Consider the following 23,309-nt stretch of genomic DNA (forward strand, 5'->3'; position numbering starts at 1 on the left):
CACATTCGCTAAAAAGTTAGCGTCGCGTCAATTGCGAGTTTGTTTTGAACAATGACCAAGCACTATCCGGCTTTTGCTGTTGTGCTAATCGTGCGGTAGCGGCCAGCGCGCCGCACCGCTTTTTTCTATGCTTTCCGAACCTACTTACCTGGGAGCCCGCATGGTGGCCCCGGCCCTCGAAGTCCATTTTGCGCAGCACCGGGCGGCGGCCACCCAGCACTGCGATTCCCTACCCCCCACCCCACCGGCGGCGCTGCTCGAAGCCATTATCGACGTGGCCTTTTGGGCCAGTCTGCGCCGCGAAGAGGGCCGGCCGCCGCGCATTTCGCTGGCGCTGCTCACGCCCGAGGAAGCCGGGCACCCGCTGCTGTTTGGGCACCGGCTGCGCCTTACGCCGCAGGTACTCATTAAGTTAGCGCCGGCCGTGGAGCACCCTGGCATTCACCTGGGGGTAGGGTTTGATGAGGAGGGACTCTACATCTGGGGCACGGCCACGCAGGTGCCGCCGGTGTGCTTCGTGCTCGAAGTGGTGGAGCCGGGCCTGCTGGTGGCCAAGCACCGCCGGGCCGATGGCTTCGGCAAATTTTTGAACGTGGCCGTGCTGCGGGGCGACCACATTCGGGTGGTGGACGAGGACACGCAGGGCCTGGCCGACTACCCTACTTTGCGGGCCGCCCTGCCGGCCATTGCGCAGCCCGCCACGTCCGGCACCGGCCCGGCCGTGGATGTGCGCCTGGAGCTGGCCCGCGCCATGCGGGCGCACGGGCGCGGCGGCTTGCTGCTGGCCGTGCCGCCCGGCTCCGAGGCCTGGCGCGCGTCCATTGTGGCGCCGCTGGGCTACCCGGTGGTGCCGGCCTATGCCAGCATCTCCGATTTGCTGGCCGAGCCCGACCACAGCCGCCGCGACTGGCAGGACGACCTGCTCGAAGCCATTGAAGTACTGGGCGGCTTCACGGCCGTGGACGGGGCCACCATCGTCAACCGGCGCTTCGAGCTGTTGGGGTTTGGGGCCAAGGTGACGCGCCGCGCCGACGGCACCGCCGTGGAGGAAATCCTGCTCAGCGAGCCCGTGGTGGGGTCGAGCCCGACCCGCCTGCACCCGGCCAAAAACGGCGGCACCCGCCACCTGGCCGCCGCGCAGTTCGTACACGACCAGCCCGATGCCCTGGCCCTGGTGGCTTCGCAGGATGGTAACTTCACCGTCTTTTCGTGGTCGGCGGAGCTGCAACTGGTGCACGCGCACCGCATCGACGTGCTGCTGCTGTGAGCCGGGCCTACCCCGCCCGCGGCAGTTGCAGCTGGCTAAGTATACTGTCCAAAAGGGCAGTAGCGCGAACTTTCCAGTTCGTGCGCGAGCGCTAGCGAGCAGGGTCGTTCGCGCCGCGCGGTGCCGCCTGCTCGCTAGCGCTCGCGCACGAACTGGAAAGTTCGCGCTACTCTTCAGCCGGCCACGGCCACCGCGACCGGCGGCTTGCCGACGCGGCCCAGGTGCGTATCCTGAAAGCCGGAGGTGTACTTGAGGCCGTAGCCCAGCACGCGGTCGAGGCTGATGTGGAACAGCAGCACGGTGCCGGCCAGCAGCAGCGCCGGGTGGCCCAACTCCCAGCCGGCGGCGGCCAGCGCCAGGGCCAGCAGCTTGTGGTGCGCAAAATTGTAGCAGTAGGCCCCAACGTGCGGCCCGGCCAGGTAGCCCAGCGCGCTTAGGTCGGGCACCAGAAACAAGGCCGGTAGCCACCACCAGGCGTAGGGCAGGTGGGCAAACACGAGCAGGGCCAGCAGCAGCGAGGCGGCTTCGTCCAGGGTCAGCAGGGTTTTCATGGGGAATTTGAGTTGGTCGATTGACCCCACAAAATTCCCCTACCCCCTCCCCTTGCGGCGATAACAAAAGCTAAGAAATGCCGCCGCCCTCGGCCGCCACCCGCGCCCGGATGCGGCTCAGCGACACCGCCGTAATGCCCAGGTAGTTGGCTACCAGGTGCTGCGGAATCCGTTCCAGAATCTTGGTTTTGCCGCTGCGCAATAGCTGTCGGTAGCGCTCCTCGGGCGAGAGCAGCAGCTGCTCGACCAGCCGCGCGTCGGTGCCCAGCAGATGGTACTCGGCCACCAGCCGGCCAAAGCGTTCGTACACCGGCCACTCGTCGTAAAGCCGGCGCAGCACGGCGTAGTCGAACACCACCAGCTCGCAATCGGCCAGGGCCTGAATGCTGAACTGGCTGGGCTGGCCCGTCAGGCAGGATGGGTAATCGGCCAGCAAGTGATTTTCAAAGAAAAAATACGTGGTGCGCTCTTCGCCGCTGGGGCGGGGGTAGTAGAGGCGCAGCGCCCCGCTGAGCACCAGCCCCATTGCAGCGCGCCGCTGGCCGGCCGCCACGAAATGCGCGTGGCGGGCCAGGTGCACCGGCCGCAACGCGGCGGCCAGCGGCGCCCACTCCGCATCGGTAAGCGGCACGAAACGCTGGATGTAGGCGCGGAGCGGGTGCGTAGGTAGGGAAGGAAGTGAGGTGCGAAAAGAACGTCATTCCGAGCTTGCCGAGGAATCTCGCTCGCATCATTGAACGAAGCCCGGACGATGCGAGCGAGATTCCTCGGCAAGCTCGGAATGACGTTCTTTTCGCACCTCACTTCCTTCCAAATTCTACTTCAGCACGGCCAAGGTCACGCCGTCGCCGCCGCGGTCGGCGTGTTCGTCGCCCACGCTGGCCACGGCGCGGGTCTGGCGCAGGTAGTCGCGCACCACCTGGCGCAGCACGCCGTTGCCGCGCCCGTGCAGAACCCTCATTTCCGGGATGCCAAACATCACGGCATCATCCACATACACCATGAGCTTGGTGAGGGCATCTTCGGCGCGTTCGCCGCGCAGGTCGAGGGTAGGGCTGAAACCGGCCATGCGGCCCGTGAGGTTGAGGCTCGGGCCGCCGTTGTTGGCGGCGGCCACCTTGCGGGCGGTGGCTTCGCGTTCGCGCACTTCGGCCCGACTCAGCTTTTCGAGCTGATTGACTTTGACCAGCGTTTTCATACCGCCGAAAAGGACCTCGGCCGTTTTGCCCTTCACGCTCACGACCTCGCCGTGGCCGTCCTGGCCCAGAATCGCTACCCGGTCGCCGGTCGCCAGCGAGCCGGCCTCGGCCAGTTCGCGGGTGGGGCGGGCCTTGGGCGGCTCCACTTGCAGCTTTTCCCGCACGAAGGTATCGAGCTTCTCGCGGGCCTGCTTGGTCACGTCCTTGTCGGCCTGCGAGCGCCGGATTTCGCCGATGGTGGCCTCGATTTGCTGGTTGGTGTTCTGGAGCAGCTTCTTGGCCTGGTGCTTGGCCTCGCGCAGAGTTTCGGTGCGGGTGTCTTCGAGGTGCTTTTTGAGGTCCAGGTATTCCTGGGTGAACTTGCGGAGGCCGTTTTGCAGCTTTTCGGTGTCGCGCAGCTTGGTTTCCAGCTCGGTTTTGTCCCTTTCGAGGCCTTCGAGCAGCTGGTCGTAGCGGATTTTATCCTTACCCACGAGCTGGGTAGCGCGCTCCACGAGCTGCCGGGGCAGGCCAATTTTGCGGGCAATCTCGATGGCAAAGCTGCTGCCCGGCTTGCCGATTTCGAGGCGATAGAGCGGCTGCAAACGCTCGGGGTCGTAGCGCATGGCGCCGTTCACGAGGCCGTCAGTTTTTTCCGCGAAATTTTTGAGGTTGGTGTAGTGGGTCGTAATTACCCCAAACGCCCGCGCCTGATTGAGCTGCTCTAGCACGGCCTCGGCAATGGCGCCGCCCAGGCTGGGCTCGGTGCCGGTGCCGAATTCGTCAATCAGCACCAGGCTTTTTTTATTGGCCACGGTCACGAACTGCTTCATGGCCAGCAGGTGCGAGGAGTAGGTCGAGAGGTCGTTTTCGAGGCTCTGCTCGTCGCCGATATCCAGCAAAATATCGGCAAACATGCCGGCCTCCGAATAGTCATCGCACGGAATGAGCAGGCCGCATTGCAGCATGTACTGCACCAGGCCCACCGTTTTGAGCGACACCGACTTGCCGCCCGCGTTCGGCCCCGAAATGACGAGAATGCGCTGCTCGGGCGTCAATTCGATATCGAGCGGCACCACTTCGCGCTTCACGGCGTCTTTGCCGGCGGCCTTGTTTTGCTCCTTGAACGTGAGCGCCAGCACCGGGTGGCGCACGCCGCGCCAGCGAATGAGCGGGCGGCTACTCAGCTCGGGCAGCTGGGCATCCAGCTCGCGGGCCAGCCGGGCTTTGGCCCGAATGAAATCGAGCAGACCGAGGTAGTTGTAAGCCTTGCGCAGGTCGGGCAGGTGCGGGCGCAGCTGGTCGGTGAGGCTGGTGAGCAGGCGAATCAGCTCGCGCTGGTAGGCATTTTCGAGGTCCTTGATGTCGTTGTTCAGCTCAAAAACCTCGGACGGCTCAATAAAAACCGTCTGGCCCGAGGCCGACTCGTCGTGAATGAGGCCGCGCACGCGGCGCTTGTGCTCCGCCACGACGGGCAGCACCAGCCGCCCGCCCCGGATGGTGGGCTCGGCATCGCCAGGAATCCAGCCCTCACTTTTGGCGTGGCGCAGCACGGTGGCAATCTGCTTGCGCAGCTGGCCCTGGCGCTGAATCAGCTCCTGGCGCACCTGGCGCAGCAGCGGCGAAGCGTCGTCGCGCACCTGGCCCTCATCGTCCACCACTTTGTCGAGGGCGGCCAGCAGGTTGCGGTCGGCCTGAATGCCAATGCCCAGCAACCGGAGGGTAGGGTACAGATTCTCCGGCGCGTTGGTGAAAAACGTGAGCGCCGACCGGATGGTGCGCAGGCTCATCTTGACCTCGAAGAACGCGGCCACGTCGAGGTAAGCCCCCGGCAGCGAGGCGCGCTTGAGATGCACGCTCACATCGTAGTAGTGCGCGCCCGGAAACTCGCTGCCGCCGGCCAGCAGCTGCCGAAACTCGTCGGTCTGGGCCAGGAGCTTGCTGAGCTGCTCGTAGTCGGTAGTAAACTGCATGTTGGCCACATACTGCCGGCCCAGGGCCGAAAGGCAAAGCTGCTCCAGCAGCTCGCGCAAGGTGGCGAAGCCGATTTTGGCTTCAAAATTCTGGGGTACTAACAAATCGACTAACTGCGGATATAATTGGCTGACTGGCCGCGAAGGTAAAACAGCGAACGGGGCCGGAAGATTCGGCGGGGCAACAGTTGCTTTCTTTTGTAAGTGCCCACGCTTGTAGCCACGGGACAGATTATATCTTGTACGAAAATCAGGCCGAGTCACTATGAGGCATCATTTTGGCTGACCGTTGTGCATGAAACACTTATTACCTTCTACTTGGCAGCTAGTGGTGGCCAGCCTGACTATGCTAACGGTCAGCCAAGCCGGAGCACAGAGCTTTGACGCAGCCAGCCACTACTCTACCGGCACCGACAGCCGGCCGCTGTCCGTAGCCGTGGGCGACGTTACTGGTGACGGTGTTGCCGACTTGCTCACTGCCAACGAAGGCAGCAATACGCTAGGGGTGTTGCCCGGACGGGGCGACGGCACCTTTGGCACGGCCAGTACATACCCGGCCGGTCTGGCCCCTCAAGCCGTTCAATTAAGCGACCTTGATGGTGACGGGTGGCCCGATGCAGTGCTGGCCGGTGTTGCTGGCGTAGCCGTACTAAAAGGGCTGCCTAATGGAAAGTTTGGGCCGGCTACCACCTACCCGGCCAGCATGTCGGACTACCCCGGCTCACTCACGGTAGGCGATGTGAACCACGATGGCCGCCCTGATGTAGTCACGGTGTGCCAGTCCAATAGCACGGCCTATGTCCTGCTTAATCAACCTGATGGCACGCTGACCATAGCTACTTACTCGCTGGGCTATAGCCAGCCCCAAGGCGTAGTGCTAGGCGACGTGACGGGCGACGGACATCCAGACTTGGTAATTTCCGACTCTGAAAGTATTCTGGTGGCTAAGGGCACCGGCACCGGCAGCTTCGAGCCGCCGCAGGCTTACCTGGCTAGCACAGCGGGCATATCGGACACCCTGATAGGCTTAGGATTAAGTGACCTCGATGGCGACGGCTTACTGGATGTAGCCGCCGTTCAGACGGTGGGGGCAACGGTGAATGTGCTGCATAACCAGGGCGGTGGCGTTTTTCACCTCGTGGGCCGCTACCCTACGGCAGGTTTACGCCCTCTCTCACTTGCCTTGGCCGATGTGACGGGCGATGGGCTGCCCGATGTAGTCACAACCAACTTCGCTTCCGCTTCCGTTTCGGTACTGCCGGGCCTGGGCAATGGCCTGCTGGGCAGCCCAGTAGTCTATCAAACCAGCCCAAACGGCTCTCCCATTGTCCTGGCACTGGGCGACCTCAATGCAAATAGCCTACCCGACATTATCGTAGCTAACTTCACCGACTACTCGGTTGAAGTGTTACTCAACTCATTGCCTGCCCTCTATCTCAACAGCCCCCATAATGGCAGTGCGGGCAGCGCCCTCACCCTGCGCGGCAATAAGTTGACCGGCGCAACAGCGGTGGTTTTTTCCCAAGGTTCCCGGATGTCCGCCTCCGTGCCAGCTAGCAGCTTTACGGCCACTAATTATTCGGCAGCACCCCAAACCATCACGCTACCAATCCCGACCATCCTGGCACCAGGACCCTACACAGTGGGCGTGATTACACCAGCCGGGACCACCAGCACATTGCCATTTTCGGTATCAACGCCGCTGGCACAGGTCAGCCCAGCGCCAACGGCTACCGTAGAAATTACTCCCAATCCGGCCCACGGGCTCGTGAACGTGGTTGCGCCGGCCATAGCAGGCGTAAAAGAAGTTGAGGTACGCTTGTATGATGCGCTGGGCCGCGAGGTATTTGCCCGACAGTTACCACTTCCCCTCTCGGGTCTATGCTTTCCTCTGAACGTAGAGGGACTGCCAGCCGGCCTGTATTTATTGCGCACCCAGGCCGGAGAAAAGCAAATCATAAGCCGACTGCTACTTAACTAAAGTCATCTTTCGCCCAAAACAGCTTGATGACTCCGCTGGTTACAAACTTCTAAAGGCACTGCATAAAATTATCTTATTTTTAATAAAATACATAATATTATAATTTCTCCGTAAACAGCGCAAAGTTGTATTTCACCGAGTCATTTGGGTCTAGCAACCACAAGTTAGCCGTCAGTGCCGCCGCCGCTTGCCAGGCTACTTTTTCGCGCTGCAATAATCCCAGCATCCACGCCTGGCGCTCGACGGGCACGTCGGATGGGACAGATTAATTAGCTGGGCGAAAGGCGCGTTCAGAGGCCGAAATCGACGCCGTTAGTGTCGCGTCGCCCCAGCCAGCGCCGGTACGTTGCCGAAGATGCCTTGCTACCGATGGTAACGGGGGTGGCCTCCCTAAATTAAAGGTGCTGCACCAAGGGGTAGTAAGGTGCGGAGCATGCCCCCACTAAGGCGCGTTGCGGCGGGCGGCGGCGGCCCGCCAGGCCACCACGTAGGCCGCATAGCCCCCAATCACCCCAGATACGTTGCCATGAATGCCGCCCCCGTTGCCAAAAATCGCCAGGGCCAACGCGCCTATTATCAGCGTAAAAATCACGAGCAGATAAGTGGAAACAGGCCTCTCGAAGAAGCTTTTTTCGCGGCGCACAGCCACGCCGGTGGGGTTAGGCGCGGCCCCCATCGCCTGCTCGAAGGCGGCCAGCAAGGCACTCAGGTCGGCACCCTTTGCCAAAGCCCCGGCACCACGTAGCTTGAGGGGCGGGGCATCAGCGCGATTCAGGCGCAGCTCTTCGGTGTTGTTGAAGTTGGAGTAGCGGTAGGTGCTGATGTCGGCCAGGCGCAGCGTCTGGGTGAGGCGGGGTTCGGGGCGCAGGTCTTCGATGCGCAGCTCGTTGGGGGTGAGGGTGATAACGGCGGGCACTATGGCCGCTCGCCGGTACGCTCGCCAGCCCAGGTAGCCGCCGCCGCCCACAAGCAGCGCAATAACCAGTAGCTTCACCACATCGTCGGCAATGGTCACCGCCGCCCAAATACTCGCCCCAACCATCGCAAAAAGACCCAGCATCGTCAGCGTCATAATTTGCCCGGTGCGGGTGGTGTCGAAGAGTTTCAGCTCGAAGGTTTGGCTAGGCATGGGCAGGCGACAAAAGCGGCACAAGCTAAGGTGGCAGCCAAAGCTACTGTGGCACTTGCGTAGGCCCGTCCTCCCCTACCGCTGGCAGCGCCACATCAGCCCTGCTACTACGGCCACGGCCAGCAGCGAGCCCAGGCGCAGGGCCAGAAATACCCAGGCGGGTAGCTCGGGGCCTTTCGAGTTTTCCATAAAAGCATGTACGGCAAGCCGCTTACTCGGGATGCCTCTACCCTACCCCCTCTCCAAACAACGCAAAGTCGTACTTCACCGGGTCATTCGGGTCCAGCAAACGCAAGTTAGCCGTCAGCTCCTCGGCCGCCTGCCAATCCACTTTTTCGCGTTTTAGCAGGCCCAAAATCCGCGCCTGGCGCTCGACATGCACGTCGATGGGGCAGATGAGCTCGCTGGGCGAAAGGCGCGTCCAGAGGCCAAAATCGACGCCGTTCTGGTCGCGGCGCACGAGCCAGCGCAGGTACATATTGAGGCGCTTGCAGGCCGAGCCGCAGGCGGGCGTGGCCACGTGCTTGCGGGTGCGGGCGGGCGCGTCGGGCAGGCTAAAAAACAGGTCGTGGAAGTTTATGAGCCGCTCGCGCGTGGTGGTGCCGGGCAGGAAAGCGTCTTCCAGAGAGTTGTGCTCCCCATAAAACCAGCGCAGCCAATGCACGAAATATAGCAGGTCGGTATCGCAAAAAGTGCGGTGGCAGAAGCCGAGCAGCTTTTTCAAGTCGTCGTCCTGGTGCTGGGTGATGAACTGGTAGGGCGCATCGTCCATGCGCGCCAGCAGCTCGCTGGTTTTTTTGAGGATGGTAGGGCGCTGGCCCCAGGCCAGCAGCGCGGCAAAAAGGCCGCTGATTTCAATATCCTGCCGCTGCCGGAAGCGGTGCGGAATGCTCACCGGGTCTTTGGCCAGGAAGGCGGGCTGGTTGTGGCGCTCGGCGCGCTCGTCGAGCAGGGCGCGCAGTTGGGCTAGGTTCAGCTTAGACATTGGTTGGTAAGAGAGGTAAAAAAGAACGTCATGCTGAGCTTGCCGAAGCATCTCTACCACGCCGTGAGGATTACTATTCCAACGGCGCGAGCGAGATGCTTCGGCAAGCTCAGCATGACGTTCTTTTTAGTTAAATTCGGCCCTACGGCACGTAGCTCGTCTCGACCCGAAACTTGCTGTCGGTGGTGCCGAGCTTCTGCACGGCGCGGGGCGAGAGGCGCACCAGGATGTTGTCGTTTTCGCCGGTATCAGGCAATACGCCGATGACGCGCACGTACACCGACTGGCCATTCATCTGGTTTTTGACCTGCATGATGGTGCCAATGGGCGCCGTTTTGTGCAGAGCCAGGTACTTATCGGTACCGCTGCTGGCAATGGGGGCCGCGATGCCCACTTCCGTCCGGCGGCCCGATAGCTCGCTGGCGCGGGTGGGCGATTTAGTTTCGGCTACCTCTTCACGTTTTTCGGCGGGGGTAGCAGCGGTCACGGTGGCAATCTGGGCCTCTTTGGCGGGGTTGATTTTGGGGGCGGCCGGCTCGGGCGCGGCGGGGGGGTAGCGGCCACGGGCGGCGCGCCCGCCTCAGCGTCACGCAATTGCAGCTGCTGGCCCACGCGCACCGCGCCGCCGGCCGGCAGGTGGTTGAGCAGAATCAACTCGGCGGGCGAAACACCAAAGCGCCGGGCAATGCCGAACAGTGTTTCACCCTTGGCCACGGTGTAGCGCTCAGGCACGTTGGCCGGGGCGGAGGGGGTAGGGACCGTCGAAATGCGGGCGGCGGTGGTTTTGGCCGCGCCGCCGGGCCGCGGAATAAGCACGATTTCGCCAATGCCCAGGCCGGCTTTCAACTGCGGATTGGCGGCCGTAATCTGGTCAACCGACACGTGGTAGTGGCGGCTGAGGCCAAACATGGTTTCGCCCTGGGCCACGCGGTGGCGCACGAAGCGCTGGCCGCCGCGCATTTCCTGGCCAATAGAATCGGTGGGTAGGCGGTGGGTGGGCATCTGCGCGGCCACCGGACCGTGCAGCGAGTTCATAATCAAGAAGGAAGCGAGCAGACTCATGCGTAAACCAAAGCTAAAGATGTACCAAAACCCACCACCGGCGGGCCCCGGCGCCAGGCCAGCGGTAGGCAAAGTAACTACGTAGCGGCCGGGCGGCGCTAGTTTCGGGCCAACGAAAGGTTCCGAACTCCCGGTTTTGAGCCCCTACTCCTTGCTCACTGCTCCTTATCCCATGTCTGCCCTCGGTATTATCCCGGCCCGCTTTGCCTCTACCCGTCTGCCCGGCAAGCCGCTGGTGGACCTGGGCGGCCAAACCATCATTCAGCGCGTGGTGGCGCAGGCCCGGCTGGCGGGCCTGGCCCGCGTGGTAGTGGCCACCGACGATGCGCGCATCCTGGACCACGTGCGCGGCTTTGGGGGCGAGGCCGTGCTCACGCGCGCCGACCACCCCAGCGGCACCGACCGCGCCTGGGAGGCGTTTGAGCTGCTGGGCAGCCCGGCCGAAGTTAGCTGCATCGTTAATATTCAGGGTGATGAGCCGTTCATTCAGCCGGCCCAGATTAATGCGCTGGTGGGGCTGTTTACCCAGGTGCAGCCGCCGGCCATTGCCACGCTTATCAAGCCCGTGCTCACGGAGGAGGAGCTGTTCAGCCCGCACCTGCCCAAAGTCGTGACCGACTACCGCGGCCACGCGCTCTATTTCAGCCGCCACCCCCTACCCTACCAGCGCCAGCACGCGCCCGCCGAGTGGCTGCGCCACCACCGCTACTACCGCCACTTGGGCCTGTACGCCTACCAGCCCGACGTGCTGCGCCAGCTCACGCGCCTGCCCCCCTCGCCGCTGGAGGTGGCCGAAAGCCTGGAGCAGCTGCGCTGGCTGGAGGCCGGCTTCACGATTCAAACGGCCATCACGGAGCTGGATGCCTTCGGCATCGACACGCCCGAAGATGTAGCGCGAGCCCGCGTAAGATTGGGGATTTAGTAGGGCGCGGGGCTTGCCCCCGCCCGCCGTTGAACAGCTCGGACTGGCTTCGTTCAACGACGGGCGGGGGCAAGCCCCGCACCCTACTCCTTCCAAATTACCTTACGGCTGCGGCTGCATTCCAAACCACTGGCTTCGTTCAACGACGGGCGGGGGCAAGCCCCGCACCCTACTCCTTCCAAATTACCTTACGGCTGCGGCTGCATTCCAAACCGGATGCGCAGCGTGCAGGCCGAGCGCACGGGTTTGCCGCCGGCGCGGCCGGGGTTCCACCAGGGCATGAGACGCACCACGCGCAGGGCTTCTTCGTCGAAGCCATTGCCGCAGCCCTTCAGCACTTGCGCGTCCAGGATTCGGCCGGTTTCATCGACTACGAAGCTCACGAAAACCGCCCCGGCTATGCCGGCTTGCTGGGCTTTTTCGGGATAATGGGCATTTTGGCGCAGGTAGGCGGTGTAGGCAGTTTCGCCACCGGGAAAAGAAGCTATTTCTTCGGCGTACACTACGCCGTTGCTGCCGGCGCCCACGGCTGGCTCTACGCTGGAAGGCGGCGCTACCCCCACTGCGTACAGCGTAACGGCCACACCACTACGGGCTTGCACGGCTAGCGCCTGCGCCTGGTACCCGGCACAGGTGAAGACCAGTACTGGATTAAGGGCTTCTACGGCAACCAGGAAATTACCGGTCGAATTGGTCGTAGTGACGGTGGACGTGCCTTTCACGGCTACCACTACGCTAGGCAGAGGTAGGCCCTTGTCGTTGAGCACGCTACCAGTAATAGTAACAACGGCCGGGCGCGCCAGTTGGGATGCGCTACCGGGGGCACACCACCCGGCGCGGCTGCCGCCGAGGAGCATAGCTGCCTGCAGCAGTAGCAGCAGGACGGAAGAAGGTAAATTTTGTACCATAGCAAGAAAACAAATAAGATGGGAATGCGCTGGCAAGTTTACGAGACCGCGCGCGAAATCCTATCAAATTTTCAGCCTAACTTACTACTAATCTGCATTCGGCAAGCAAAAACGTTTGTTGCAACACGTTTGCGCTGAATTTCTGTTTTAGGAGAATATTTTTTATGATTATTCTCCTAATTATCAGGTATCAGCTGACTTGCGGGCTGTGTTCACAGTTTGCTGCTCGTCGCCGCTTTCGCGGCGCTCCTGCTGCATCTCCTTAGAGAGAAAGAAATTGAGCGCCGTCCGAATCACGGCAATGGCCCCGAGCTTGCCAATCTGCTCCCAACTCGGCGCGATGGCCGTGGAGAGGATGTCGGCTCCGAGCTGAAACTCCAGCGCCAGGGCCAGGTAGCGCGCCAGCGTGAGCCGGATGGCCGTGAAATCGGCCGTGCGCCGGGCCAGCAGCGCCCGCACCAGCAGCCCGCCCGCCACCAAGATGCCCAGCGAAATAATGAGCGCGCCCACCACCTCCACGCCCAGCTTCAGCCACTGCACGCCGGCTACTACCCCCTCCTCCGTGCGCGAAAAAACAGTGGCGGGTATTTCGGGAATTGGAAGCATGGCTCAAAGAACGGTGGTAAAGCGCCGCAGCAAGTAGGCCGAGCCGCGCTGCACGGCCAGCAACACCAGCACCAGCCCCACGGCCAGCCCAAACAGCGCCAGGCTGCCCTCGCCGCTGCCCGCTCGAAACGCGAAACTGAGCGCCGTGCCCACGGCCGGCGGGTGCATGGTATTGGTGCTTATCATCAACCCGATGATGCCGACCAGGGCCAGCGCGGCGCTCGGGTAGCCGGGACCCAGCCAGGCGTGCAGCCCGTAGCCCAGCACCGCCGCGCCCAACTGGCTCACTACCAGCGTGCGGACGCTGTTGGCTGGGTGGCTGGGGTCGAGGTAAATGAGAAAGCAGCTGCTGGCCAACGAGGCAAACAGCAGCTGCTGGTTGCTGAGCAGCTTGAGGAGCCACAGCAGCCCCAGCACCGTGAGGGTGGGTAGCAACGCGAGGAGCATCTCGCGCTGCCAGCTCAGGCGCGGGCGGCTGAGCGGCGCGCCGGGGGTAGGGAGCATAGGTAAGGGGTAGAAGGGTAAGGGTTTGTCATTGCGAGCACAGCGAAGCAACCGCATCAGAACGACCCGTCTGCGTAACGTCACTTACTGAAACGACTAGCGTGGGTTTCGTTTGGGTGCGATTACTTCGCTGTGCTCACAATGACAAACGCTTACCCTCCTACCCTACTCAAGCCCAGCGCCGCGCCGCGCCGGAGGAGGAGCGCATAAGCGGGCTCCCACTCGTTGGGCACTTCGCCTTCCAGAATAGCCTCTAAGACAGCCTCTTTCAGCTCGCCCACCTGGCGCGAGGGCTTCAGGCCGAAGGTTTCCATGATAACCTCGCCGGTGATGACGGGCTTGAAATTGCGCAGGTGGTCTTTGGACTCGATTTCGCGCAGCTTTTCTTCTACCGTATCGAAGTTTTGGAGGTAGCGGGCTTTGCGCTGGTGGTCCTTGCTGGTGATATCGGCCCGGCACAGCAGCATAAGGCGGTCAATGTCGTCGCCGGCTTCGAAGAGCAAACGCCTTACGGCCGAGTCGGTTACGATGTCCTTGCTGAGCACGATGGGCCGCAGGTGCAGGCGCACCAGCTTCTGCACCAGGCGCATTTCCTCGCCCAGCGGCAGCTTGAGCGCCGTGAAAAGGCCCGGCACCCAGCGCGCGCCCTTGTCCTCGTGGCCGTGGAAAGTCCAGCCCACTTTAGGGTCGTAGCGCTTGGTGGCGGGCTTGGCGATGTCGTGCAGAATGGCGGCCCAGCGCAGCCACAGGTCGCCGCCCGCGGCGGCCACGTTATCAAGCACTTGCAGGGTGTGGTAAAAATTGTCCTTGTGGGCATGCTGGCCCACTTTCTCTACCCCATACAGTTCGGCCATCTTCGGGAAAATGAGTTGCAACAAACCTGTTTGAAACAGCAGCTTGAAGCCGTAGCTCGGCAGCGGCGACTCGATTATCTTATTCAGCTCAATCGTAATCCGCTCCTGCGACATGATGCCAATCCGCTCCTTGTTGCGGGCGATGGCGTCGTAGGTATCGGGCTCGATATCGAAGTCCAGCTGGCTGGCAAACCGGATGGCGCGCAGCATCCGCAGCGGGTCGTCGCTGAAGGTGATATCCGGCCCCAGCGGCGTGCGAATGGTCTTGGCGGCCAGGTCTTTCATGCCCTCGTAGCGGTCCACGAGCGCGCCGAAATCGGCGGCGTTCAGGCTCAGGCCCAGGGCGTTGATGGTGAAGTCGCGGCGGGCCAGGTCGTCGTCCAGGGTGCCGGCCTCCACCTCGGGCTTGCGGCTTTCGGCGCGGTAGCTTTCCTTGCGGGCACCCACGAACTCGATTTCGCCGGCCTCTTCGGTGGGCAGCATGGCGGTGCCGAAGTTCCTGAACACCGTGACGCGGCCCCGCCCCGGCAGCCGCCGGCCCACGGCCTGCGCCAGCCGGATGCCGTCGCCCACCGTCACCACGTCAATATCCTTGCTGGCCCGTTGCAGCGCCAAATCGCGCACGTAGCCGCCGATGACGTAGGCCGGCTGCCCCAGCTCCTGGGCGGCGTCGGCAATGGTGCGGAAAATGGGCAGGTCGGGCAGCGTGGGCGTAGTCATGGGGGGTAGGGCAGTTTTGGTAAAGCGCGGCCCGCAACGGTTAGGCGGCGTGGGAACGCGAGCCGCAAAGTTCGCGCTACTTGGTGCTACTGCCCCGCGCGCCCCAGCCAGGCAGCCTCATTGCTGATAGCGTCTTACCAAAAAATGCGCAGATTCTCAGTGCCCGCCCTGTTGCTCGCAACCGGCCGCGCGTTCCGAAATACCTTGTGCGATTGGCCACGCACCCAGCGGCCTCCTCAATTTATATGCGTATCGCGCTCTTATTCTGGCTACTTGGGCTGGCCGGCTTTATAGCTGGCTGCCGCACGGCACCGCCCACCGCCGCCCGCGCGGCCCCTACCCCCCCTCGGGAGTTTGACGTGCGGGCCTACGGGGCCGTGGGCGACGGCCGCACCGACGACGCGCCCGCCCTGCAACGCGCGCTCGATGCCTGCGCGGCAGCCGGGGGCGGCCGGGTGCTGGTGCCGGCCGGCGGCACCTTCGTGGCCGGGCCGTTTGCGCTGCGCTCGCACGTGGAGCTGTGCGTGGCGAGCGGGGCCACCATCCGGGCCAATCCCGACCCGAGCCGCTACACGCAATCGGCTTTCGCCGCCGACAACCACGGCGAGGGCAGCCGCTGGATTAGCGCCGACAACCTGGAGCAGGTGACGCTGTGCGGCGGCGGCACCATCGACGGCAACGCCCCGGCCTTTCTGGGACCCGAAAGCGGCGACGCCTTCACCGTGAAGCGTGGCCCCAACGGCGAAGACATGCGCCCGCATGTGCTCACGCTGGTGGGAGTTAAAGGCCTGCGCATCCGCGACTTAACCATCGGCAACGCGGCCTACTGGAACATTCACCTGGCGGGCTGCGACGACGTGGCCATTGCTGACCTCACGGTGCGCAACGACCAGCGCGTGCCCAACAGCGATGGCATCGACGTGGACCACAGCCGCCGCGTGCGCATCACCAACTGCCACATCGAGTCGGGCGACGATGCCATCTGCCTCAAAAATCGCCGCGAATTTGCTGACCGCGGGCCGTGCGAAGACATCACCGTGAGCAACTGCACGCTCAGCTCGCGCTCCTGCGCCTTCAAAATCGGCTCCGAAAACGTGGACCACATTGGCCGGGTGGTGGTCGATAATTGCGTGGTGAGCAGCAGCAACCGGGGCCTGGGCATTCAAAACCGCGACGAAGGCACGGTATCCAACGTGCTGTTTTCCAACATCATCGTTGAGTCGCACTACTTCTCGGATACCTGGTGGGGTAAGGCCGAACCGATTTACGTCACCGCCTTTCGCCGGCCCGACCACGGGGCCAGCCGGCGCTACGCCCCCGGCCAGACCGAGGGCCGCGCCGGAGCCGTGCAAAACATTTATTTCAGCAACATAAAGTGTCAGAGCGAAAACGGCATCTACGTGAGCGGCGAAACGGCCGGCCTGGTCAGCAATATTTTCTTTGACCAGGTTGACGTGCAGCTCACCAAAACCACCGACCGGCCCGGCGGCGTGTATGACCAGCGCCCCGCGCCCGGCCCCGGCCTGGTGCCGGGCAACACTTCCGCCTTTTACCTCGACCGGGCCAGCAACATTACGCTGCGCAACTGCTCGGTGCGCTGGGGCGCGAGCCCGCCCGCCTACTTCGCCCACGCTCTGGAAAGCCACGGCGTAACGGGCCTGCGCCTGACGAATGTGGTGGGTGAGTCGGCCTTTCCGAAGCGGTTGCAGGCGGTGCAGGAGTACGCGGCTAAGTAGAGACGCACTATTTTGCGTCTCCTCGCAGACGCTTCGTTCAATGAAGAGACGCAAAATAGTGCGTCTCTACTCCAACTTTCCCTACCCCCCCACCGCGCCATGCTCCGCTTATTGATTTTTTGGCTGGCGCTGCTGCTGCCCACGCGGCCGGACGCGCCGCCGCGCCTGCTGCGGGCGCTGACCTCACCGGTGCTATTACGTGGCGATGCCAAAACGGCCTACCGCGACCCGGCCGTGCTCTACGAAAAGGGCACGCTTTACCTCTACTACACGCTGGTCGAAACCGAGGCCGACGGCCGGGTGTACTCCTACGTGGCCTTTAGCACGAGCCGCGACCTAAAAGCCTGGACGCCCGCCCAAAAGATAACGGAGCGGGACCAGAATCTCGATTTTTCGAGCCCCGGCAATATCATTCGCGTTAAAAACGAGTGGGTGCTGTGCCTCCAAACCTACCCGCGCCCCAATTACACCGCCGACCAGATGCCGCGCTTCGGCACCGGCGACGCCCGCCTGTTCCTCATGCGCAGCCCCGACCTGCGGCACTGGTCGGCCCCCGCGCTGCTGCGCGTGAAAGGCCCCAACGTGGACGAAAAAAGCCTGGGCCGCATGATTGACCCCTACCTGTTGCCCGACCCTAGGCAGCCGGGCCAGTATTCCATCTTCTACAAGCAGAACGGCGTGAGCCGCTCCACCTCCACCGACCTGGTTAACTGGACGTTCGCGGGCTCGGCTGAGTCGGGCGAAAACGTGTGCGTGCTAGCCGAGCCCGATGGCTACTACCTCTTCAACTCGCCCCACAACGGCATCAACATCAAGAAATCCAGCGACTTGCAACACTGGGTAGATTGGCAGCTGCTCATCACCCTGGGCCAGGGCCAGCCCGGCTGGGAATGGGCCAAAGGCCGCCTCACGGCCGGCGCCGCCCTCGACCTGCGCCACGTGCCGGGCATCCGGCGCTACCTGCTATTCTTCCACGGCTCCGGCCCACTCACCGAGGAGCAGGGCGACTTCGACAAAAATGCCTCCATCGGCCTGGCCTGGAGCACCGACCTGCGCACCTGGCACTGGCCGGGCGAGTAATGAGCGGTTGGCCAGTAGCTGATAGGTAATAGCTTGCACCTTAACAATTAGCAGCTTAAACCTACTCCCGCACCACTTCGAGCGCGCCGTTGGCTCCCAGGCGCACGATGCGCGAGGGCGCGGCGCGCGTCTGGTCATTCTGCCGCCAGCTCACCACGTAATCGACTTCGCGCACGATGGCCGGGTCCACTTCGGCGTAAATGGTGGGGGTAGGCTGCCCGGTTTTATTGGCCGAAGTGCTCACCAGGCCGTGGCCCAGGCGGCGCACCACTTTGTGGCAAAATTCATCCTGCACCATGCGCAGGCCCACGGTGCCATCCGGCCCTACCAGGCCGGGCGCCACGGCGCGGCTGGCCGGCAAAATATAGGTAGTGGGCCGGGTCTGGGCGGCCAGCGCTGTTTCCAGCTCGGCGGGCACCTGGGTCACGTAGCGGCTCAGCATGGCCAGGTCGGCCACCAGCACGATGCTGGGCGTGCCTGCGGGACGGCCTTTTAGCTGGTATAATTTTTCGACGGCGCGGGGCACTTCGGCATCGCAGCCCAAGCCCCACACCGTGTCGGTGGGGTAGAGAATAACCTGCTGCGTGAGCAGCACATCAACGGCGGCATCTACTTCCTGGCGAAAGAAATTCATTCGTTTTAACTACTAATCAAAGTTTTATCTCCTGACACAGCTCCACTAATACACCGCCCGCGCTTTTAGGATGCACAAAGCAAACCAGCTTGTTATCGGCCCCGCGCTTGGGCGTTTCATTCAGTAACGTAAAACCCTCGGCGCGCAGCCGGGCCATTTCGGCTTCAATGTCATCGACTTCGAAGGCGACGTGGTGAATGCCCTCGGGCTTCTTTTCTAAGAATTTGGTGATGGCGCTTTCGGGGCCGGTGCCAGCCAGCAGCTCAATCTTAGAACTGCCGATTTGGAAGAAAACCGTGTCCACGGCTTCACTGGGCACGTGCTCCGCTTTGTAGGGCGGCTGGCCCAGCAGGCGCGTGTAAAGGTCGGTGGCGGCGGCTAAGTCGCGCACGGCCAGGCCCAGGTGTTCGAGATTGGTGAGCATAGGGGTAGGAAGCTGGCCCGGCCAGCAACGCAAAGCTACCGGCCACGGTTTGGAGCAAACAAGGTCATACTGTTTTTTAGACAGATTCCAGCTATTTTTGTGGATTCGAAAAAACTGTTTAGGCCAAAATTCTGTTTCAAAGGCAGTCAAAGCTTAACTTTAGACCTTACTAGCAACATCCAGCCCAGCGCCATGCTTAAGCTACCTATCTATTTGGACAATAACGCCACTACGCCGCTCGACCCGCGCGTGCTGGAGGCTATGATGCCCTATCTGACCGACGTATTCGGCAACGCCGCCTCGCGCAATCACCCCTTCGGCTGGGCCGCTGAGGAAGGCGTGGATTATGCCCGCGAGCAAATCGCGCAGCTCATTAGCTGCGACCCCAAGGAGATTATCTTCACCAGCGGCGCTACCGAAGGCGACAACCTGGGTATCAAGGGAATATTCGAGATGTATAGCCAGCGCGGCAACCACATTATCACCACTACTACTGAGCACAAAGCGGTGCTCGATACCTGCAAGCACATCGAAAAGCTCGGCGGCAAGGTGACCTATTTGCCGGTGAACGACAAGGGATTGATTAGCCTCGACGAGCTGGAAGCCGCCATGACGCCCCAGACTATTCTGGTCACCATTATGTACGGCAACAACGAGACGGGCACCATCCAGCCCATCCGCGAAATTGCCGCCATCGCCCACAAGCACGGCGCGCTGTTTATGACCGATGGCACTCAGGCCGTGGGCAAGATTCCGGTGGATGTGCTGGCTGATGGCATTGACCTGATGGCCTTTACGGCCCATAAGATGTACGGCCCCAAGGGGGTAGGCGCGCTGTACGTGCGGCGCAAAAACCCGCGCGTAAAAGTAACCGCCCAGATGGACGGCGGCGGTCACGAGCGCGGCATGCGCTCGGGCACGCTCAACGTGCCTGGCATCGTGGGCTTCGGCAAAGCCTGCGAATTGGCCCGCCTCGAAATGGCGGCCGACACCGAGCGCCTCAGCAAATTGCGCGACCATTTGGAGCAGTCGCTGCTGCCGCTGGAAGAAAGCTACGTGAATGGCTCGGTGGAGCACCGCCTACCCCACGTCACCAACATCAGCTTTAAATACGTGGAAGGCGAAGGCCTGATGATGGGCGTGAAGGACCTGGCCGTATCAAGTGGCTCGGCCTGCACCAGCGCCTCGCTGGAGCCCAGCTACGTGCTTAAAGCCCTGGGCCTGAGCGACGACCTGGCCCACAGCAGCCTGCGCTTCGGCCTCAGCCGCTTCACCACCCAGGAGCAAATCGACTATGCCATCAACCACGTAAAAGAGGCCGTAACCAAGCTCCGCGAAATGTCGCCGCTCTGGGAAATGCACAAAGAAGGCGTGGACCTCAGCACCATTGAGTGGGCCGAACATTAAGGAGTTAAGAGTTAAAAGTTATGAGTTAAGAGTTTTTACTCCTCATGCTTTTAACTGCTTTAACTCATAACTTTTAACTCTTAATTCTTAACTCAACTCATGGCTTACTCCGATAAGGTAATCGACCATTACAGCAACCCCCGCAACGTGGGCACGCTCGACAAAAACAAAAAAACGGTGGGCACCGGCCTCGTTGGCGCGCCTGAGTGCGGCGACGTAATGCGCCTCCAGATTGAGGTGGACGAAGCCACCAACACCATCACCGACGCCAAATTCAAGACTTTCGGTTGCGGCTCGGCCATCGCCTCGTCGTCGCTGGCGACGGAGTGGTTGAAAGGCAAAACCGTGGACGAAGCTCTGGCCATCGACAACATGGAAATCGTGGAAGAGCTGGCCCTACCCCCCGTTAAAATCCACTGCTCGGTATTGGCCGAAGATGCCATCAAGATGGCCATCAACGACTACCGCGTGAAAAACGGCATGCCGGCCCTGGAATTGGAAAAGTCGCACCACTAGGTTAACCTGACTTTCTGCGAAAGACGACCCTTGAAAAAGGGTCGTCTTTTTTTGTTATTTAGAATCCTTCTTAGCGGTATCTTTGTTGTATTATTGCCGCTGGTTTTCGATACGCGGCTGGCCCCTGTTCTTTCCCAGCACCTCAGCTACTTACTTATATGATAACCGTTTCGGATAAAGCCAAGGAAAAAGTGGAGCACCTGATGCGCGACTCGCAGCTCGATGCTACCTATCGCCTACGGGCCTCAGTAGCCGGCGGCGGCTGCTCGGGCCTGAGCTACAAGCTGGACTTCGACAACGAAACCCGGCCGATGGACCAGGAGTTTGAGGACAAAGGCGTGCGCGTGGTGGTCGATATGAAAAGCTTTCTCTACTTGGCCGGCACCGAGCTAGATTTCTCGGATGGCCTGAACGGTAAGGGTTTCCAGTTTCACAATCCCAATGCCTCGCGCTCCTGCGGCTGCGGCGAGAGCTTCTCGGTATAAGGCGAGTAAGCGAATACTTTTAGCCAGCAAAGGCCCGGTGCAAGCTGCACCGGGCCTTTGCTTTTTCCGGCCCTACCCCCCTATTCTTTGCTAAACCGCAGGGTTTGCGCGCCTTCGCTCAGTCGCAGCAGGTAAGTGCCGGCGGGCAGGCTGGCTACGCTCACCTCGCCCGAGGGGGGTAGGAACCCGGTTTGCAGCACGCGGCCCGTGAGGTCGAGCACGCGCACCTGCGTGCCCGCTGGGGCGGGCACTACCAGCCGGTCGCGGGCTGGGTTGGGATACAGTGCGGCGGTAGTGGTGCCAGCCAGTGCTACTGCCGGACTAAAGGTGGTATGGCCATCCGTATCTACCTGCGCTAGGCGGTAATAGAGAACGGCGGCGGGGGCAGCTTGGTCGAGCGCGGTGTACTGGCGTGCTTGCGCGGTGGTGCCCTGGCCGGCCACGATGGCTACCGTTGTAAATAGCTGACCATCAAGGCTGCGCTGCACCTCAAACCGAGCATTGTGCAGCTCAGTGGCCGTGGCCCAGCTCAGCGCCACATTGGCGGCCTGGCGCCGGGCCGTAAAGCTGGTGAGCGCGACGGGCAGCGGATTAATAGTCGCGTCGGCGCTGGTGCTGGCCAGGGCGAAGGTGCTGAACGAGGTGAACGTACCCGACGTGATGGTGCCGCTGGCGTAGCCACCCGTGGGCGCAGCAGTTGTAACGTTTATGGCCGAGTTGCCAATATTTTGCCAGCCGCTACCGCTGTTTTTGCCAATAACAAAACTGGCGTCGTTGGGCGCGTTCACCTGGTCGTCAGCTTCAAAACTCAGCTTAACATTACCACTGAAATTATTGGCCGCCGGCGTGGGCGTGATAGTGTACGACCGCGCTCGCGACACGCGCGTGAGCTGGGGTAGGGCCAACGCGCTGGCTGGCAGGTTGTTATAATCAGGAGCCGGCCCTTCGTTCTGGATTACGAGGTAGGTGGTCGCGTCCTGGGCGGTGGCATTGAGGGTAAGCGGGCGGTAGTTCGTGCCGCTACCGATGGGAAATACCAGAGCAGAGAGCGCGCCGGCATCCGTTTTGCGGGCCAGCGGGCCGTTGACAAAGCTGGTGGGGCTACCCCCTACTATCGAAGCGGTTGAACTTAGCGTAAGCAGGCTAGTCGCCGTGGTGGTGAGCAGGCCGTTGGTGAGTGCGAACGGACCGCTGAGTGAAAGCGGGGTAGCCAGCGTAACGCCGGCGGGGTTGTTGACTGTCAGGCCAATTCCAGGCTCAAAAGAGATATTGCCGCCGATGGTTTGCGAACTGGCTCCGGCCGCTAGTACTTGGCTAGGCGCTCCGCTGCTTCCATTCTTAAATAGCAGTGTCCCTTGCACTTGCACGTTACCCAGTAGCCGTACTTCATTAGTAGTATTTATGGTTGCGGTAACTACCGCGCCAGGACCAATAAGTAAGTTGCCTCGCACAACCAACGAGTTGGCGGAGCCGGGATAATTGGTAGATGTTTGTCCCGGACGGTTTCGAAAAATTAATGTTCCGTAAGTGCGGTTTGCGACAGATAAGGTATAAGAACCTGTGACGTTGCCGGGCAGTCGGAAATCAAAAATTCCTTGTTCCGTTCCCGCTATTGCACTCAGATTTTCCGCTACTTGCTTATGCCCAGCACTACTTGCCTGCCGATAGCTACCACCATTGTATAGGAAAAACGTAGCGGCTGTACCAATTATATCAATTCCTGCATTAGAAGTAAGCCCGCTGGCATTCGTCACTACTCCTTTATTATAGATTTTCAGAGCCGGGGTTGCATCAGTACTACCGAGCGTCAAGGCCGCTGGTGATACGGTATTCGCAGCCGGCACCACTACAAAAATAGAATCCCCTGCCCCAGGGTTCACCGTCAGTGACTTAACACTCACGGCCGTGTTCTGGTCAAAGCTCACGGTGTAGCTGGTGGTGATAACGCGGTGGTCAAGCAAAACGTCATCGTTAGTGCCAGGCACCGCATTGGTGCTCCAATTAGCGGGGTTGAACCAGCTCATGGAACTACCGCCGCCCGTCCAGCGCAACAGCGCAGGCGTGACGGTGAACGTCGTGGCAGGCGACGCTATTCCGCCCGGATTAGTGACGACTACCGAATAGCTACCAGCCGTGGCGACGGCCGCAGCCGGCACCGCAGCCACGAGCGAAGTACCTGAATTATACGTAGTAGCCAGGGCCTGACCGTTGAAACTAACCACCGCGCCGGGCTTAAAACTGCTACCCGTCACCGTGAGGTCGAAGCCGGGCGTACCGGCTTCTATTGTGCTGGGCGAGAGGCTGCCGATGAGCGGGTCCACGGTATTGATGGCCTGCACCTGGAAGTTGTCTATCCGCAGGGTACCGCTGGTATTAATGCTGGTGAG

At 61.7% G+C, this 23,309-nt stretch carries 22 protein-coding genes; 8 read left to right on the top strand and 14 right to left on the bottom strand.

What is annotated here, in order from left to right; translation table 11 throughout:
• Positions 1-127: 127 nt before the first annotated feature.
• Positions 128-1,267 (top strand): hypothetical protein, encoded by a 1,140-nt coding sequence (locus A0257_06115; GenBank protein ID AMR26724.1) that lies wholly within the window; start codon positions 128-130, stop codon positions 1,265-1,267.
• Positions 1,268-1,440: 173 nt separating this feature from the next.
• Here the strand turns inward: A0257_06115 and A0257_06120 are convergent, their stop codons facing one another.
• The 3 genes from A0257_06120 to A0257_06130 form a co-directional block, all read right to left on the bottom strand.
• Positions 1,441-1,818, bottom strand: coding sequence for a hypothetical protein (locus A0257_06120; GenBank protein ID AMR26725.1), 378 nt, complete (start codon positions 1,816-1,818; stop codon positions 1,441-1,443).
• Positions 1,819-1,888: 70 nt separating this feature from the next.
• Positions 1,889-2,461 (bottom strand): hypothetical protein, encoded by a 573-nt coding sequence (locus A0257_06125; GenBank protein ID AMR26726.1) that lies wholly within the window; start codon positions 2,459-2,461, stop codon positions 1,889-1,891.
• A gap of 174 nt (positions 2,462-2,635) precedes the next feature.
• On the bottom strand, positions 2,636-5,074 hold the full coding sequence (locus tag A0257_06130) for a DNA mismatch repair protein MutS (protein AMR26727.1): 2,439 nt from the start codon (positions 5,072-5,074) through the stop codon (positions 2,636-2,638).
• A gap of 223 nt (positions 5,075-5,297) precedes the next feature.
• Here A0257_06130 and A0257_06135 point away from each other — a divergent pair, with 223 nt between their 5' ends.
• Positions 5,298-6,950, top strand: a complete 1,653-nt coding sequence (locus tag A0257_06135) for a hypothetical protein (protein ID AMR26728.1) — start codon at positions 5,298-5,300, stop codon at positions 6,948-6,950.
• A gap of 442 nt (positions 6,951-7,392) precedes the next feature.
• Here A0257_06135 and A0257_06140 read toward each other — a convergent pair whose 3' ends face one another.
• The 4 genes from A0257_06140 to A0257_06155 all read right to left on the bottom strand — a co-directional run bounded on the left by A0257_06140 (position 7,393) and on the right by A0257_06155 (position 10,099).
• On the bottom strand, positions 7,393-8,079 hold the full coding sequence (locus A0257_06140) for a hypothetical protein (GenBank protein AMR26729.1): 687 nt from the start codon (positions 8,077-8,079) through the stop codon (positions 7,393-7,395).
• A 226-nt stretch (positions 8,080-8,305) separates the two neighbouring features.
• Positions 8,306-9,064, bottom strand: a complete 759-nt coding sequence (locus tag A0257_06145) for a TIGR02757 family protein (GenBank protein ID AMR26730.1) — start codon at positions 9,062-9,064, stop codon at positions 8,306-8,308.
• A 142-nt stretch (positions 9,065-9,206) separates the two neighbouring features.
• Positions 9,207-9,551, bottom strand: coding sequence for a hypothetical protein (locus A0257_06150; GenBank protein AMR26731.1), 345 nt, complete (start codon positions 9,549-9,551; stop codon positions 9,207-9,209).
• Complete coding sequence (locus tag A0257_06155) at positions 9,548-10,099, bottom strand: hypothetical protein (protein ID AMR26732.1); 552 nt, start codon at positions 10,097-10,099, stop codon at positions 9,548-9,550. The genes A0257_06150 and A0257_06155 overlap by 4 nt, the downstream gene beginning before the upstream one ends.
• 199 nt (positions 10,100-10,298) lie before the next feature.
• Between A0257_06155 and A0257_06160 the strand changes: the two genes are divergently transcribed.
• Positions 10,299-11,048: a 3-deoxy-manno-octulosonate cytidylyltransferase gene (locus tag A0257_06160; GenBank protein ID AMR26733.1), complete on the top strand. Its 750-nt coding sequence runs from the start codon at positions 10,299-10,301 to the stop codon at positions 11,046-11,048.
• Positions 11,049-11,236: 188 nt separating this feature from the next.
• On the opposite strand, the gene A0257_06165 is transcribed toward A0257_06160, so the two are convergent.
• From A0257_06165 to A0257_06180, 4 genes are all read right to left on the bottom strand, one after another.
• Complete coding sequence (locus tag A0257_06165) at positions 11,237-11,815, bottom strand: hypothetical protein (protein ID AMR26734.1); 579 nt, start codon at positions 11,813-11,815, stop codon at positions 11,237-11,239.
• 324 nt (positions 11,816-12,139) lie between these two features.
• Positions 12,140-12,562, bottom strand: coding sequence for a hypothetical protein (locus tag A0257_06170; GenBank protein AMR26735.1), 423 nt, complete (start codon positions 12,560-12,562; stop codon positions 12,140-12,142).
• Positions 12,563-12,565: 3 nt separating this feature from the next.
• Positions 12,566-13,066: a hypothetical protein gene (locus A0257_06175; protein ID AMR26736.1), complete on the bottom strand. Its 501-nt coding sequence runs from the start codon at positions 13,064-13,066 to the stop codon at positions 12,566-12,568.
• A 152-nt stretch (positions 13,067-13,218) separates the two neighbouring features.
• Positions 13,219-14,640 carry a tRNA nucleotidyltransferase gene (locus tag A0257_06180; protein AMR26737.1) on the bottom strand — a complete coding sequence of 474 codons (1,422 nt, stop codon included), beginning with the start codon at positions 14,638-14,640 and terminating at the stop codon, positions 13,219-13,221.
• A gap of 278 nt (positions 14,641-14,918) precedes the next feature.
• On the opposite strand from A0257_06180, the gene A0257_06185 reads away from it, so the two are divergent.
• Both A0257_06185 and A0257_06190 read left to right on the top strand, forming a co-directional pair.
• Complete coding sequence (locus A0257_06185) at positions 14,919-16,376, top strand: glycoside hydrolase (protein ID AMR29643.1); 1,458 nt, start codon at positions 14,919-14,921, stop codon at positions 16,374-16,376.
• A gap of 99 nt (positions 16,377-16,475) precedes the next feature.
• Positions 16,476-17,456 (top strand): hypothetical protein, encoded by a 981-nt coding sequence (locus tag A0257_06190; protein AMR26738.1) that lies wholly within the window; start codon positions 16,476-16,478, stop codon positions 17,454-17,456.
• 61 nt (positions 17,457-17,517) lie between these two features.
• On the opposite strand, the gene A0257_06195 is transcribed toward A0257_06190, so the two are convergent.
• A complete protein-coding gene (locus A0257_06195) occupies positions 17,518-18,090 on the bottom strand; it encodes a translation factor Sua5 (GenBank protein ID AMR26739.1) in 573 nt (190 codons plus the stop codon).
• A 16-nt stretch (positions 18,091-18,106) separates the two neighbouring features.
• A complete protein-coding gene (locus A0257_06200; protein ID AMR26740.1) occupies positions 18,107-18,514 on the bottom strand; it encodes a methylmalonyl-CoA epimerase in 408 nt (135 codons plus the stop codon).
• Positions 18,515-18,706: 192 nt separating this feature from the next.
• Between A0257_06200 and A0257_06205 the strand changes: the two genes are divergently transcribed.
• From A0257_06205 to A0257_06215, 3 genes are all read left to right on the top strand, one after another.
• Positions 18,707-19,921, top strand: coding sequence for a cysteine desulfurase IscS (locus A0257_06205; protein ID AMR26741.1), 1,215 nt, complete (start codon positions 18,707-18,709; stop codon positions 19,919-19,921).
• A 99-nt stretch (positions 19,922-20,020) separates the two neighbouring features.
• The gene (locus A0257_06210) at positions 20,021-20,437 is read left to right on the top strand and encodes a scaffolding protein (protein AMR26742.1); all 417 of its coding nucleotides are present in this window, start codon (positions 20,021-20,023) and stop codon (positions 20,435-20,437) included.
• 158 nt (positions 20,438-20,595) lie between these two features.
• Complete coding sequence (locus tag A0257_06215) at positions 20,596-20,922, top strand: heme biosynthesis protein HemY (GenBank protein AMR26743.1); 327 nt, start codon at positions 20,596-20,598, stop codon at positions 20,920-20,922.
• A gap of 80 nt (positions 20,923-21,002) precedes the next feature.
• Here A0257_06215 and A0257_06220 read toward each other — a convergent pair whose 3' ends face one another.
• Positions 21,003-22,289: a hypothetical protein gene (locus A0257_06220; GenBank protein ID AMR26744.1), complete on the bottom strand. Its 1,287-nt coding sequence runs from the start codon at positions 22,287-22,289 to the stop codon at positions 21,003-21,005.
• Positions 22,290-23,309 lie beyond the last annotated feature (1,020 nt).

Source organism: Hymenobacter psoromatis, from assembly GCA_001596155.1.
Taxonomy (GTDB): domain Bacteria; phylum Bacteroidota; class Bacteroidia; order Cytophagales; family Hymenobacteraceae; genus Hymenobacter.

Bases quoted from the DNA above. Each gene is read 5' to 3' on its own strand.
- A0257_06190 (AMR26738.1), top strand. From the start codon at position 16,476: ATGCTCCGCTTATTGATTTTTTGGCTGGCGCTGCTGCTGCCCACGCGG.
- A0257_06175 (AMR26736.1), bottom strand. From the start codon at position 13,066: ATGCTCCCTACCCCCGGCGCGCCGCTCAGCCGCCCGCGCCTGAGCTGG.
- A0257_06180 (AMR26737.1), bottom strand. From the start codon at position 14,640: ATGACTACGCCCACGCTGCCCGACCTGCCCATTTTCCGCACCATTGCC.
- A0257_06200 (AMR26740.1), bottom strand. From the start codon at position 18,514: ATGCTCACCAATCTCGAACACCTGGGCCTGGCCGTGCGCGACTTAGCC.
- A0257_06155 (AMR26732.1), bottom strand. From the start codon at position 10,099: ATGAACTCGCTGCACGGTCCGGTGGCCGCGCAGATGCCCACCCACCGC.
- A0257_06170 (AMR26735.1), bottom strand. From the start codon at position 12,562: ATGCTTCCAATTCCCGAAATACCCGCCACTGTTTTTTCGCGCACGGAG.
- A0257_06205 (AMR26741.1), top strand. From the start codon at position 18,707: ATGCTTAAGCTACCTATCTATTTGGACAATAACGCCACTACGCCGCTC.
- A0257_06160 (AMR26733.1), top strand. From the start codon at position 10,299: ATGTCTGCCCTCGGTATTATCCCGGCCCGCTTTGCCTCTACCCGTCTG.
- A0257_06115 (AMR26724.1), top strand. From the start codon at position 128: ATGCTTTCCGAACCTACTTACCTGGGAGCCCGCATGGTGGCCCCGGCC.
- A0257_06195 (AMR26739.1), bottom strand. From the start codon at position 18,090: ATGAATTTCTTTCGCCAGGAAGTAGATGCCGCCGTTGATGTGCTGCTC.
- A0257_06120 (AMR26725.1), bottom strand. From the start codon at position 1,818: ATGAAAACCCTGCTGACCCTGGACGAAGCCGCCTCGCTGCTGCTGGCC.
- A0257_06210 (AMR26742.1), top strand. From the start codon at position 20,021: ATGGCTTACTCCGATAAGGTAATCGACCATTACAGCAACCCCCGCAAC.
- A0257_06145 (AMR26730.1), bottom strand. From the start codon at position 9,064: ATGTCTAAGCTGAACCTAGCCCAACTGCGCGCCCTGCTCGACGAGCGC.
- A0257_06140 (AMR26729.1), bottom strand. From the start codon at position 8,079: ATGCCTAGCCAAACCTTCGAGCTGAAACTCTTCGACACCACCCGCACC.
- A0257_06215 (AMR26743.1), top strand. From the start codon at position 20,596: ATGATAACCGTTTCGGATAAAGCCAAGGAAAAAGTGGAGCACCTGATG.